11 protein-coding genes are annotated in these 13,633 nt (G+C 70.2%); all 11 read right to left on the minus strand.

What is annotated here, in order from left to right:
• Positions 1 to 120: 120 nt before the first annotated feature.
• The 11 genes from secG to uvrA all read right to left on the minus strand — a co-directional run bounded on the left by secG (position 121) and on the right by uvrA (position 13,475).
• Positions 121 to 375 carry a preprotein translocase subunit SecG gene (secG, locus tag P8S73_RS01525; protein ID WP_039101201.1) on the minus strand — a complete coding sequence of 85 codons (255 nt, stop codon included), beginning with the start codon at positions 373 to 375 and terminating at the stop codon, positions 121 to 123.
• A 196-nt stretch (positions 376 to 571) separates the two neighbouring features.
• A complete protein-coding gene (tpiA, locus tag P8S73_RS01530; RefSeq protein ID WP_047978252.1) occupies positions 572 to 1,387 on the minus strand; it encodes a triose-phosphate isomerase in 816 nt (271 codons plus the stop codon).
• Between the two features lie 41 nt (positions 1,388 to 1,428).
• Positions 1,429 to 2,652 carry a phosphoglycerate kinase gene (locus tag P8S73_RS01535; protein WP_082141990.1) on the minus strand — a complete coding sequence of 408 codons (1,224 nt, stop codon included), beginning with the start codon at positions 2,650 to 2,652 and terminating at the stop codon, positions 1,429 to 1,431.
• Positions 2,653 to 2,740: 88 nt separating this feature from the next.
• Complete coding sequence (gap, locus tag P8S73_RS01540; protein WP_019309162.1) at positions 2,741 to 3,748, minus strand: type I glyceraldehyde-3-phosphate dehydrogenase; 1,008 nt, start codon at positions 3,746 to 3,748, stop codon at positions 2,741 to 2,743.
• 237 nt (positions 3,749 to 3,985) lie between these two features.
• A complete protein-coding gene (gene whiA / locus P8S73_RS01545; RefSeq protein ID WP_047978254.1) occupies positions 3,986 to 4,975 on the minus strand; it encodes a DNA-binding protein WhiA in 990 nt (329 codons plus the stop codon).
• Between the two features lie 48 nt (positions 4,976 to 5,023).
• Complete coding sequence (yvcK, locus tag P8S73_RS01550) at positions 5,024 to 6,097, minus strand: uridine diphosphate-N-acetylglucosamine-binding protein YvcK (RefSeq protein WP_019309160.1); 1,074 nt, start codon at positions 6,095 to 6,097, stop codon at positions 5,024 to 5,026.
• Positions 6,098 to 6,122: 25 nt separating this feature from the next.
• Positions 6,123 to 7,040, minus strand: coding sequence for an RNase adapter RapZ (rapZ, locus tag P8S73_RS01555; RefSeq protein WP_019309159.1), 918 nt, complete (start codon positions 7,038 to 7,040; stop codon positions 6,123 to 6,125).
• Between the two features lie 57 nt (positions 7,041 to 7,097).
• Positions 7,098 to 9,164 (minus strand): excinuclease ABC subunit UvrC, encoded by a 2,067-nt coding sequence (uvrC, locus tag P8S73_RS01560; RefSeq protein ID WP_019309158.1) that lies wholly within the window; start codon positions 9,162 to 9,164, stop codon positions 7,098 to 7,100.
• Positions 9,157 to 9,846, minus strand: a complete 690-nt coding sequence (locus P8S73_RS01565; RefSeq protein WP_019309157.1) for a 1-acyl-sn-glycerol-3-phosphate acyltransferase — start codon at positions 9,844 to 9,846, stop codon at positions 9,157 to 9,159. The genes uvrC and P8S73_RS01565 overlap by 8 nt, the downstream gene beginning before the upstream one ends.
• A gap of 12 nt (positions 9,847 to 9,858) precedes the next feature.
• Positions 9,859 to 10,548 (minus strand): HAD hydrolase-like protein, encoded by a 690-nt coding sequence (locus P8S73_RS01570; protein ID WP_029603107.1) that lies wholly within the window; start codon positions 10,546 to 10,548, stop codon positions 9,859 to 9,861.
• The gene (gene uvrA, locus P8S73_RS01575; RefSeq protein WP_396350555.1) at positions 10,545 to 13,475 is read right to left on the minus strand and encodes an excinuclease ABC subunit UvrA; all 2,931 of its coding nucleotides are present in this window, start codon (positions 13,473 to 13,475) and stop codon (positions 10,545 to 10,547) included. Before uvrA ends, P8S73_RS01570 begins: the two co-directional genes overlap by 4 nt.
• Between the last annotated feature and the right edge of the window lie 158 nt (positions 13,476 to 13,633).

Raw genomic sequence — 13,633 nt, forward strand, 5'->3', positions numbered from 1 at the left:
GACCTCAGGTCCGGACCTTCGTCACGAGTGCGTCCATCTCGACCGCGTTGCCGGGTCGTTCCACCCCGGGGCGCCGTGCCGGGCGTGGCCGGTTGCCGGCCCGCGTGCGGTGCGCCGGGGTCAGGCGGCCGGAGGGCCGAAGCGCAGCACGAGCGCGTAGCACACGATCGACAGGGCCCACACGATGGCGAGCACCGTGGTGATGCGCACCACGTTCTTCTGGGCGGCGCCCGAGGTGTTCAGGGACTGCGTCATGCCGCCACCGAACATGTCGGAGAGCCCGCCTCCCTTGCCCTTGTTGAGCAGGACGAACATGATGCACAGGATGCTGGTCACCACGATGACGACCTGCAGGGCGATCTGGAGGATCTCCACGAATTGCCTCACTTCACGATGGCTGGGACTGCTGCGCGGGTGCCCCCGCGGCCGCGTGAGCGGCCTCCGGCCCGGGGCACAGACGCGGATTCTCGGGACAGTTTACAGGCGGACACTGGGAAACCCCTCGCGCAAGCGCGAGGGGTCCCGAATCGGACCTGGGAAGAGCTTCCTCCCTGGTCCGCCCGCGCGCCGGTCAGCCGGTGACCAGGTGCTGCTCGAAGCGCGCGATCTTGGCGAACTCCTCCGCGTCGAGGCTCGCGCCGCCCACCAGGGCACCGTCCACGTCCGCGCCGGAGAGGATGGACGCCACGTTGGAGGACTTGACCGACCCCCCGTACAGGATGCGCGTGGCGTCGGAAAAGCCCTTGCTGTGCAGCGAGCTCAGCTCGTCACGGATGGCGTGGCACATCTCCTGCGCGTCCTCCGGCCCGGCCACCTCCCCGGTACCGATGGCCCACACGGGCTCGTACGCCACCACGAGACCCTCGAGCTCACCCTCCGAGAGCTCGGCAAGGCTCCCGCGCAGCTGCTCGAGGGTGTAGGACACGTGGTTACCGGCCTGGCGCTCCTCGAGGCCCTCCCCCACGCACAGCACCGGGGTCAGCCCGTGGCGGATGGCCGCGCGGACCTTGTCCCGGCACGTCTCGTCCGACTCCTCGTGGATGGCCCGGCGCTCCGAGTGGCCCACGAGGGCGTAGGTGCACCCGAGCTTGGCCAGGAACTGCCCGGACACGTCACCCGTGTAGGCGCCGGAGTCCTGGTCCGAGAGGTCCTGGGCACCGTAGCGGACCTGCAGCCCGTCCCCCTCCACCACGGACTGCACCGAGCGCAGGTCCGTGAAGGGCGGGAACACCGCCACCTCCACGCGCGAGAAGTCGTGCTTGGCGTCCTTGAGCGTCCAGGCGAGCTTCTGCAGCAGGGCGATGCCCTGCGTGTGGTCCATGTTCATCTTCCAGTTGCCCGCGATCAGGGGCGTGCGGTCGAAAGCACCGTTGGTCTGCGTGGTCATGCTGGTTCTCCTTCGCTGTGGGACGGACCGCCGAGGGGTGCTCAGGCTCCGAGCGCGACGACGCCCGGCAGCTCCTTGCCCTCGATAAACTCCAGGGAGGCGCCGCCCCCGGTGGAGATGTGACCGAACTGCTCGTCTCGGTACCCCAGGTTGCGCACGGCGGAGGCGGAGTCGCCGCCGCCGATCACGCTCATGGCGTCCGAGGTGGCCAGCGCCTCGGCCACGGCCTTGGTGCCTCCGGCGAACGCCGCCATCTCGAACACGCCCACGGGACCGTTCCAGAACACGGTCCTGGCCTGCCCGATCCGCTCTGCGAAGAGCTTGGCGGACTCGGGCCCGATGTCCAGACCCAGTCCGGAGTCGCCGATCGAGCCACCCTCGATGTCCGCCACGGGGCGCACCTCGTGCTCGGCGTCCTCGGCGAAGCGGGAGGCGTAGACGACGTCGACCGGCAGCACGATCTCGGTGCCCGCGCTCTCGGCCCGGTCCAGGTAGCCCTTGACCGTCTCGATCTGGTCCTTCTCCAGCAGGGAGGACCCCACGGCGTGGCCCTGGGCGGCGAGGAACGTGAACACCATGCCGCCGCCGATCAGCAGGGAGTCCGCCTTGCCGATCAGGTTGTCGATCACCGCGAGCTTGTCGGAGACCTTGGAACCGCCCATTACCACCACGAACGGGCGCTCGGGATCGGAGATCACCTTGCTCAGCACGTCCACCTCGGTCTTGACGAGGTCACCCAGGTAGCCCGGGAGCTTCTGCGCGATGTCGTACACGGAGGCGTGCTTGCGGTGAACCGCCCCGAAGGCGTCGTCCACGTAGGCGCCGTTTTCACCGGTCAGGGCCGCGAGCTCGGCCGCGAACTCGCCCCGTTCGGCGTCGTCCTTGGAGGTCTCGCGGGGATCGTAGCGGACGTTCTCCAACACGAGGATCTGACCGTCCTGCAGCGCTTCCGCCTTGGCCCGGGCGTCCTCGCCCACCACGTCGGCGGCCACCAGAACCGGCGCCTCGGAGAGCTCAGCGAGACGGTCCGCGGCCGGCTTGATCGAGTACTTGGGGTCCACGGTGCCCTTGGGGCGGCCGAGGTGGGCCATGACGATGACCCGCGCCCCGGCGTCGGCGAGCTTCTCCAGCACCGGCAGCGAGGCCCGCACGCGACCGTCGTCCGTCACGGTGGAGCCGTCCAGCGGGACGTTGAGGTCCGAACGCACCAGGACGCGGCGACCCGCGACCCCCTCCGCAATGAGATCGTCCAAAGACTTGGCCATGTCTGTCATCCCTTTCCCTGTGGTGAACGCTTGCTGACGACAATGGCGCCGGCACCCTCGGGGCACCGGCGCCACTGAGCGGTCTGTCTCAGAGCTTATCGGCCACGTAGGACACGAAGTCCACGAGGCGGATGGTGTAGCCCCACTCGTTGTCGTACCACGCGATGACCTTGACCTGGTTGTCGATCACCTTGGTCAGCGGCGCGTCGAACACGGTGGAGACGTCGTAGCCCTCGATGTCCTTGGACACCAGCGCTTCCTCGGAGTACTCGATGATGCCCTGGAAGGGGCCCTCCGCGGCCTTCTTGACGGCGGCGTTCACGGACTCGACCGTGACGTCCTCGCGGACGTCCACGGTGAGGTCCACGAGCGAGCCCGTGGGGACCGGGACGCGCACGGCGAAGCCGTCCAGCTTGCCCTTGAGCTCCGGGAGCACGAGGCCCACGGCCGCGGCGGCACCGGTGGTGGTGGGAATCATGCTCAGGGCCGCGGCGCGGGCGCGGCGCAGGTCCTTGTGCGGGGCGTCGTGCAGGCGCTGGTCGCCGGTGTACGCGTGAATGGTGGTCATCAGGCCGCGCTCGATGCCGAACTCGTCGTTGATGACCTTGGCCAGCGGGGCCAGGCAGTTGGTGGTGCAGGACGCCGCGGACACCAGGTTCATGGTGGCGGGATCGTAGCTCTCGTGGTTCACGCCGTACACGAAGGTGCCGTCCACCTCCTTGCCCGGGGCGGAGAGGACGACCTTCTTGGCGCCGGCGTCCAGGTGGGCCTGCATCTTGGGGCCGGTGGTGAACTTGCCCGTGGACTCGACCACGATGTCCACCCCGAGCTCGCCCCACGGCAGCTTGGAGGGATCGGCCTCGGCGAAGAACTTCACCTGGTGGCCGTCCACCGACATCACGTCACCGTCCAGGGTGACCTTGGAGCCCAGCCGACCCATGACGGAGTCGAACTCGAACAGGTGCTTCAAGGTCTCCGGGGCGGTGAGGTCGTTCACGGCCACCAGCTCGATGTCGTGGCCGTGGTGGGTGTACAGGGCCCGCGCGAAGCAACGGCCGATGCGTCCGAATCCGTTGATGGCAACCTTGACTGTCACTGCGTTCTCCTCTGCGTGTGGGTGTGCGGCGGACGGTGATCGCCTGGATGTGGGATCAAAACCATTCGGTATGATTCCCACACCCGGAGTGCTCGGCGACCAACGGGCCCACCTGCTCTTCCGTGTCCATTCTAGCGCGTCCGGCGTCGCGAGGACAGTGCTGCGGGGACCGACGCGCCACTTGTTCGCAAACCCCACATGAACCAACATTCACTGCGGGGTCACGGGCGGCTGGTACTATCCGCGCCGCCGCTCCCCGCCCGCCTGGGCCGCGAACTCCGTGGTGGTGGCCACGCCGAGCTCCTCCGCGCGGCGGTCGGCCATGGCCAGCAGCCGGCGGATCCGGCCCGCGATCGCGTCCTTGGTCAGCGGCGGGTCTGAAAGCCGGCCCAGCTCGTCCAGGCTCGCCTGCTTGTTGGCCACGCGCAGCCGCCCGGCCGCGCGCAGGTGCTCGGGGGCGTCCTCGCCCAGGATGTCGAGGGCGCGCTCCACCTTGGCTCCCGCCGTGACGGCGGCCTGCGCGGAACGCCGCAGGTTGGCGTCGTCGAAGTTCGCGAGCCGGTTGGCCGTGGCCCGCACCTCCTTTCGCATGCGCCGGTCCTCCCACTGGAGCAGGGCGCGGTGGGCGCCCAGGCGCGTGAGCAGCGCGGCGATCGTGTCGCCGTCGCGCACGACGACGCGGTCCACGCCGCGCACCTGCCGCGCCTTGGCGAGGACGTCCAGACGGCGCGCGGAGCCCACGAGCGCGAGGGCCGCCTCCGGTCCCGGGCACGTGAACTCCATGGCGGCCGCGCGACCGGGCTCCGTGAGGGAGCCGTGCGCCAGGAACGCGCCGCGGATCACGGCCGCGGACTCCTCCACGCTGCCGTTGACCACCGTGGGGGGCAGCCCGCGCACGGGCCGGCCGTGGGCGTCCAGCAGTCCCGTGCGCCGGGCGAGGGCCTCGCCGTCGCGGGCGACCCGCACCACCCAGGTGCGGTCCCGGCGCAGACCGCCGCCGCTGATCACCCCGAGCTCGCAGTCGTGGCCGAAGACCTCCCCCACCGTGCGTGCTGCGCGGCGTGCCACGGACTCCGTGTCCAGCTCCGCCTCCACCACGATTCGCCCGCCCACGATGTGCAGCCCGCCCGCGAAGCGCAGCAGGGCCGACAGCTCCGCCGCGCGCACCGCGGACTTGCGCACCTGCAGGTGGGCGAGTTCTTCCTTGACCGAGGCGGTCAATGCCATAGACGTCGATCTCCTTGTCGTGCTCGGGCGGGGCCGGGGCTGCCCCGGTCAGTGCTCCGCGTTCATGATCTGCTGGTAGGCCGCGGCCAGTTTGAAGGGGTTGTGCACCGAGCCGCCGTCCTTGTCCCGGAGGGAGTCCCAGTGCACCACCGCGCCGAGCTGCGCCGCGGCGGCCTCCACGTCCTTGGGGGACTCGGCCGCGGACGGGTCCGCGAGCACCACGTCCAGGCGCAGCTCCGGGGCGTAGCGTTTGAGGACCCGCAGCTGGTCCCCCGAGCCCATGCTGAGGGTCTCCGAGTCGCGGGAGAGGTTGAGCGTGACCAGCCGTTTGGCGGGAGAAGCACAGATGGCATCCCGCAGCTGAGGCAGCAGCAGGTGCGGAAGCACGGACGTGTGCCACGAGCCGGGGCCGAGCACCACCCAGGCCGCCTCCTCGATCGCGGTGACGGCCTCCGGGCACGCCTCGGCGTCCGCCGGGCAGAGACGCACGTTGCACACGTCCGCCTCCTTGGCGAGGCGCGCCTGCCCCGTGACCGTGCGCGTGACGGCCTCGGGCGGGCAGGCAACCGTGGGGCTGCTGCCCGGGGAGACGTCCCCCTCGATCACGAGCGGAGTGCAGCTCATGGGCAGCACCTGACCGCGTGCCCCGAGCAGGGCCCCCGCCCAGCGCAGTCCCTCCACGGGGTCTCCCAGCAGCTCCCACAGGGTCACGATAAGCAGGTTGCCCAGGGCGTGGTTGTCCAGTCCCTCGTCCGGGTGCCCCTCGATGCTGAAGCGGTGCTGCATCACGTCGCTCCAGGTGCGGCCCCACTGGGAGTCGTCGCACAGGGCCGCCAGCGCCATCCGCAGATCGCCCGGCGGCAGCACGCCGAGGTCGTTGCGCAGCCGACCGGACGACCCGCCGTCGTCCGCGACCGTGACCACGGCGGTCAGGGCGGGGGCCAGCAGCCGCAGCGCGGAGAGGCTCGCGGAGAGCCCGTGGCCGCCGCCGAGGGCCACCACCGAGTCCGCGTCGGTCAGGGCGTCCCGGGCGGAGGGGTCCAGGGAGTGGTAGGGGTCCACGTCACGCCGGCTGCTCAGCGGCAGCCGGGGCAGGGCACCCGTGGTGGGAAGTGAACTCATCGATTCCGTCATGTCTGGGGGCAGGCTACTCGCGGCCCATGTCCCGGTGCTGGATGTTGACGGTCACCCGGGGCGACTTGCTGAGCCGCCGGGCGACCTCCTCGGTGATGGCCACGGAGCGGTGCTTGCCGCCCGTGCACCCGATGGCGATGGTGGCGTAGTGCTTGCTCTCGTTGCGGTAGCCGGCGAAGACCGGTTCGAGCATGGACACGAAGCGGTCCACGAACGTCCGCGCGCCGTCGTTGCCGAAGACGTAGTCCCGCACCTCGGGGTCCTTGCCCGTGCGTGGGCGCAGGGCGGGCACCCAGTGCGGGTTGGGGATGAAGCGGACGTCCGCCACGTAGTTGGCGTCCGCCGGCACTCCGTACTTGAAGCCGAAGCTCATCACGGTGAGGCGCAGCACCACGGGCCCGCTCGTGGAGAACATGTCCGCCACGGCCTTGGTCAGGGCGTGGACGTTGAAGGACGTGGTGTCCAGCACGGAGTCCGCGGTCTCGCGCAGATCACGCAGCAGCTCCCGCTCCGCCTTGATGCCGTCCAGGATCCGCCCGCCGGCCTGCAGCGGGTGCGGGCGGCGCTGGAGCTCGTAGCGGGACACCAGGACCTCGTCCGAGGCCTCCAGGAACAGCACCGAGAAGTCCACGCCCGAGGTCTCCAGGGCGGCCAGCGTCTCGCGCATGTCGTTGAACAGGGCCTTGCCTCGCACGTCGATCACCACGGCGAGCTTGGGCAGCGTCTGCGGGGTGCGGGAGGCCAGGTCCGCGAGGGTCCCCAGCATCTGCGGCGGCAGGTTGTCCACCACGTACCACCCGAGGTCTTCCAGGGCATGGGCCGCGGTGGAGCGGCCGGCACCGGACATCCCCGTGACGATCAGCAGCTCGGCCGTGGGGGGCTTCACCGGCTCCAGCGCGGGGGCCGAGGCATCCGGGGGTGGGGTGCTCATGGGGTGACGGACCGCCTGATCTGCCGACTGCAAGGTTCCCCTCCAGGGTAGACCAGATCAGTCGAGCAGTTCGCCCGTCTCCGTGTCGACCGCGGGCCCGGACGACGCCGCCGCCTGCCCTCCCAGGGCCTGCGCCACCTTGACGGCCAGTGCCGGTCCCACGCCCTTGACCGCGAGCATGTCCTCCGGTGCGGCGGCCCGCAGCTTCTTGACGGAGCCGAAGTGCTTGAGCAGCGCCCTCTGCTTGGCGGGGCCCAGTCCGGGAATCTCGTCCAGCGCGGAGACGGTCATGGCCTTGGAGCGCTTCTGCCGGTGGAAAGTGATGGCGAAGCGGTGGGCCTCGTCCCGGATGCGCTGCATGAGGAACAGGCCCTCGGAGGCGCGGGGCAGGATCACGGGGAACTCGTCGTCCGGGATCCAGACCTCCTCGAGGCGCTTCGCCAGGCCCACCACGTGGACGTCCGTGACGCCTAGGTCGTCCAGCGCACGCTGCGCCGCGGCCACCTGAGGAGGGCCGCCGTCCACCACCACCAGGTTGGGCGGGTACGCGAACGCGCGGGACGTGGGCTCCTCCTCCTGGGCGTCCACCTCCCCCGTGCTCACGCCCTTCTCCGCCGCACGCTTCTGCTGCTCCACGTGGCGCGAGAAGCGCCGGTGGATCACGTCGTACATGGAGGCCGTGTCGTCCCGGGCGGCGTCCCCGGTGATCGAGAACTTGCGGTACTCGGACTTGCGCGGCAGCCCGTCCTCGAACACCACCATGGACGCCACCACGTTGGTGCCCTGCACGTGGGAGATGTCGTAGCACTCGATGCGCATGAGGGCGTCCGGGAGGTCCAGGGCCTCCTGCAGCTGCTGCAGGGACGCCGAGCGCGTGGTCAGGTCCCCGGCCCGGCGTGACTTGTGCAGGGTCAACGCCTGCCGGGCGTTCTCCGCGACCGTCTCGAGCAGCTGCGCCTTGTCCCCGCGCTGCGGTCGCTGCACCGTGACCTGGGAGCCGCGCAGCTCGCTGAGCCACCCGGCGATCTCGTCCGCCTCGTCCGGCTCCACGCTCACGTGGACAGCGCGCGGGACGGTGTCCTGGCGGTACGCGAGCTCCGAGGTGCGCCGGTGCTGACCCACCACGTCCTCGCTGCCCTGCCGCGCGCCCCGTCTGCGGCCCGACGCCGCCGGGGCCAGTTCCGAGTGCACCTCGCCGTAGACCTGCCGCAGCAGGTGGGTCATCAGCTGGGGGGTGGTGACGTCCTCCACCTTCTCCGTGATCCAGCCGCGCTGGCCCCGGATGCGTCCCCCGCGGACGTGGAACACCTGCACGGCGGCCTCCAGCTCGTCCTCCGCGATCGCGAAGAAGTCCGCGTCCGTGGAGTCGGGCAGCACCACCGTGTTGCGCTCGAACACCCGCTCGAGCGCCCCGATGTCGTCCCGGCGCGCCGCCGCGGTCTCAAAGTCCATGGCCTCGGCGGCCTCGTTCATCTGACGGGTGAGCTCCCGGATGTACGGCTTGGCGTGCCCGGCCATGAAGCGGCAGAGGTCGTCCGCGAGGGCCCGGTGGTCCTCCTGGGAGATCTCGCCCACGCACGGCGCGGAGCACTTGTCGATGTAGCCCAGCAGGCACGGCCGGCCGCTGCGCTCGGCACGCTGGTACACGCCCTTGGTGCACGTGCGCACGGGGAACACCCGCAGCAGGGCGTCCAGGGAGTCCCGGATGGCCCACGCCTGGGAGTACGGGCCGAAGTAGCGGTTGCCGGGCTTCTTCTCACCGCGCGTCACCATGGCGCGCGGCACGTCCTCGGACATGGTGACCGCAAGGTACGGATAGGACTTGTCGTCCCGGTAGGCGATGTTGAACCGCGGGGCGAACTCCTTGATCCACGTGTACTCGAGCTGCAGGGACTCGAACTCGGAGCCCACCACGGTCCACTGCACCGCGGCGGCCGTGGTGACCATGGCGCGGGTCTTGGGGGCGAGCTGGTTCAGCGGCGCGAAGTAGGAGGACAGCCTGTTGCGCAGGTTCTTGGCCTTGCCCACGTAGATCACGCGGCCGTGCTCGTCGCGGAAGCGGTACACCCCCGGGTTGGTGGGGATGTCCTGGCGCGCCGGCCGGTAGCTGGCCGGGTCAGCCACGCCCCAGGTCCCTCCCCGCGGACGGCGAGACGTTGTACACGTCCTTGCGAGGCTGGCCGGAGAGCTCCGCGATCGTGTCCATGACCTGCGCCACGAGCTCCTTGCGCATCCTGCCCGTCTGCTGCTCCCCCGCGTGGGCCACCGTGATGGGTTCGCCCACGTGCATCTCAAACTTGGCGGGGCGGATCATCGTGGCGCCCGGCGGCTGCAGCCGCTGGGTCCCGATCATCCCCACGGGGACCACGGGGGCGCCCGTGAGGTAGGCCAGGTACGCCACCCCGGAGTGGCCGCGGTACAGGTAGCCGTCCCGCGAGCGGGTGCCCTCGGGGTAGATGCCGAAGACCTTGCCCTCCCGCAGGTGCTCCACGGCGGGCTGCAGGGCCGCCACGGACTCGCTCTGCTGGCCGCGGGCCACGGGGATGATGTCGATGAACTCGAAGGCCTCGCGCATCAACTTCCCCTTGATCCCGGGGCTGTTGACGTACTCCGCCTTGGCGATGAACTTCACGCGCCGCGGCATGAACGCCGAGATGATGACCGAGTCCAGGAAGGTGAGGTGGTTGGACGCGATGATCACGGGGCCGGTCTCGGGCAGCCGGTCCAGACCGGTGACCACGGGGCGGCACAGGACACGCAGGGCCCGCGCCACCGTGGCCTTGGTCAGGTCGTACTTGGTGATCATTGCCCGTGCTCCCTAGAGGTCCGTGTACCGACTGAGCAAGTGTGCCAAATCACCGGGCTCACGGGCGAGCGCGGCACACCCCGTGTCCAGCTCGCCGGGCTGTGCGAAACCCCACCCCGCGCCCAGGCAGTCGATGCCGTGGCTGCGCGCGCCGTCGGCGTCGTAGCTGCGGTCACCGATCATGACCGTGCGCGCCGGATCCGGCGGCAGGGCACCCAGCCGACGCAGGGCCTCACCCACGATGGCGGGCTTGTCGTGCATCTGCCCGGCACCGCTCGTGGGCGGGGCGAGGTCGTCCGAGGCGCCGCTCACGGTCTCGAAGTACTCCCCCAGCCCGAACCTGGACACGACCTCCACCGCGATGTGCTCCGGCTTCTGGGTGGCCACGGCCTGGCGCACCCCGCTCGCGTGCAGCAACTGCAGGATCTCCCCGATCCCCGGATAGATGCGTGTCCGTTCGAGCCCCTCCGTGAGGTAGCCGGAACGGTAGACGGAGACCACCTGGGGGATCTGCTCCTCGGGGACGTCCGTGAAGCGCCGCAGCGACTCTCCGATGGGCGGGCCCACGAACCGCTCCAGGTTCTCGGGCGCCTCGAAGCCGCACGCCCACAGCGCCTCGGCGATGCCCTCCGTGATGGCGCCGGCCGGGTCCAGGACCGTTCCGTCCAGGTCCCACAGCACCACGGGACGCTGACCGCTCACGACGACGCCCCGTGGGCCCCGCCCTGCCCCGTGGCGGCCGCCACGGGTTCCGGGGAGCCGGCCCGGTGGGCGCTCTCACGGGCCGCCGAGTTCTCCAGCACCTCGCGCAGGAACTGCCCGGTGAAGCTGTCCTCGTTCTCGGCCACCTCCTCCGGGGTGCCCTGCGCCACCACGGTGCCGCCCCCGGAACCGCCGTTCGGCCCGAGGTCCACGATCCAGTCCGCAGACTTCACCACGTCCAGGTTGTGCTCGATGGTCATCACGCTGTTGCCCTTGTCCACCAGGCTCTGCAGCACCTTCAGCAGCTTGCGGATGTCCTCGAAGTGCAGCCCCGTGGTGGGCTCGTCCAGCACGTAGATGGTGCGGCCGTTGGAGCGCTTCTGCAGCTCGGCGGCGAGCTTCACTCGCTGCGCCTCACCGCCGGAGAGCGTGGTGGCGGGCTGGCCGAGGCGCACGTAGCCCAGACCCACCTCCACGAGGGTGTTGAGGTAGCGCGCGATCGCGGTGAAGGGCGCGAAGAACTCCGCGGCCTCCTCGATGGGCATGTCGAGCACCTCGGCGATGTTCTTGCCCTTGTAGTGCACCTCCAGGGTCTCCCGGTTGTACCGGGCGCCCTTGCACACCTCGCAGGGCACGTAGACGTCCGGGAGGAAGTTCATCTCGATCTTCAGGGTGCCGTCCCCGGAGCACGCCTCGCAGCGCCCGCCCTTGACGTTGAAGGAGAAGCGGCCCTGCTGGTAGCCGCGCACCTTGGCCTCCTGGGTCTCCGCGAACAGCTTGCGGATCCGGTCGAACACCCCGGTGTAGGTGGCGGGGTTGGAGCGCGGGGTGCGCCCGATCGGGCTCTGGTCCACGTGCACCACCTTGTCCAGGTGCTCCAGGCCGTCGATGCGCCGGTGCCGCCCGGGCACCTGCTTGGCGCCGTTGAGCTGGTTGGCCAGGCTGGTGTAGAGGATGTCGTTGACCAGCGTGGACTTGCCGGACCCGGAGACTCCGGTGACCGCCACGAAGACGCCCAGGGGGAAGTCCACCGTGAGGTTCTGGAGGTTGTTCTCCTTGGCCCCCACCACGGTGAGCTGCCGCTTGCGGTCCACCGGACGACGCCGCGCGGGCACCTCGATCAGCGACCGGCCGGTGAGGTAGTCCGCGGTGATCGACTTCCGGTTCTCGAGCAGCTGCTCGTAGGTCCCGGAGTGCACCACGTCGCCGCCGTGGATGCCCGCACCCGGACCCACGTCCACGATCCAGTCGGCCTCGCGCATGGTGTCCTCGTCGTGCTCGACCACGATGAGCGTGTTCCCCATGTCCCGCAGCCGCAGGAGGGTGTCGATGAGGCGGCGGTTGTCACGCTGGTGCAGACCGATCGAGGGCTCGTCCAGGACGTAGAGCACCCCGACGAGTCCCGCACCGATCTGCGTGGCCAGGCGGATGCGCTGCGCCTCGCCGCCGGACAGCGTGGCCGCGGCGCGCTCGAGGTTGAGGTAGTCGAGACCCACGTCGATCAGGAACGTCAGGCGCGCGACGATCTCCTTGAGCACCTGGTCGCCGATCTGCGCGTCACGGTCGCTGAGCTCGAGCTCCTCGAAGAACGTGAGCGACTCCCGCATGGGCAGCCGGGTGGCCTCCGCAATGTTCTTCCCGCCCACGGTCACGCCCAGAATGGTGGGGTTCAGCCGGGCACCGCCGCACGCGGGGCACGCCACCTGGCGCATGTACTGCTCGTAGCGGTCCTTGGCGTGGTCCGACTCGGTCTCCTCGTGCTTGCGCTTGATGTAGCCGTACACGCCCTCGAAGCCCTGCGAGTACTTGCGCTCGCGGCCCCACCGGTTGCGGTAGGCCACGGTGACCTTGTGGTCCTTGCCCTCGAGCACGGCCCTGCGCGCCTTGGCGGGGAGGTCCTTCCACGGTGTGACCATGTCGAAGCCCACCTCCTTGCCGAGGCCCGCGAGCAGCCGGTTCCAGTACTCGCTCGTGGCCTTGCCGAGGGACCACGGGGCGATGGCGCCCTCCACGAGGGAGAGATCCGGGTTGGGCACCACGAGGTCCTCGTCCACCTCGAGCCGCGAGCCGATGCCGTCGCACTCGGGGCACGCGCCGAAGGGCGCGTTGAAGGAGAACGAGCGGGGCTCGATCTCGTCCGTCTGCAGCTCGTGCTCGTTGGGGCACGCGAGGTTCTCGGAGAACGTGCGCCGCACGTCCTGCCACGGGGACTCCTCCCCCTCGCGGGTCACGAGCTCCACGACCACGCGGCCGTCCGCGAGGTTCAGCGCGGTCTCCACGGAGTCCGTGAGCCGCTGGCGGGCATCCGGCTTGGCGGTGAGGCGGTCCACCACCACGTCGATGGTGTGCTTGTACTGCTTCTTGAGCTTCGGGGCGTCCTCGAGCTGCACGGTCTCGCCGTCCACGACGGCCCGCGCGTAGCCCTGCTGGCTCAGCTGCTGGAAGAGGTCCTGGAACTCGCCCTTGCGGCCCTTGACCACGGGCGCCAGCACCATGAAGCGGGTGCGCTCCGGCAGCTCGAGCAGCTGGTCCACGATCTGCTGGGGGGTCTGCCGGGTGATGGGCTCGCCGCACACCGGGCAGTGGGCCCGGCCGATGCGGGCCCAGAGCAGGCGCATGTAGTCGTAGATCTCGGTGATGGTGCCCACCGTGGAGCGCGGGTTGCGAGACGTGGACTTCTGGTCGATCGACACCGCCGGGGACAGCCCCTCGATGAAGTCGACGTCCGGCTTGTCCACCCGGCCCAGGAACATGCGGGCGTAGGAGGACAGGGACTCCACGTAGCGCCGCTGGCCCTCCGCGAAGATGGTGTCGAACGCGAGGGAGGACTTCCCGGATCCGGACAGACCCGTGAACACCACCATGGAGTCCCGCGGAATGGTGAGGTCCACGTTCTTGAGGTTGTGCTCGCGGGCACCCTGGACCACGATCTCCGTGAGGTCGGAGACCCCTGAGGCGCGGGTGGCGGGGGCGTGCTCCTGCGCGGTCCGTTCCGCGAGAACGGACGTGGAGGGGCGTTCGCTGGACGTTTCGTGGGTTCGCTCTGACACGGCTGCAACTCTAGTACCCGGCCCCGACACGGCAG

Source organism: Kocuria sp. ChxB (assembly GCF_044359605.1).
GTDB classification, from domain to species: Bacteria; Actinomycetota; Actinomycetes; order Actinomycetales; family Micrococcaceae; genus Kocuria; species Kocuria rhizophila.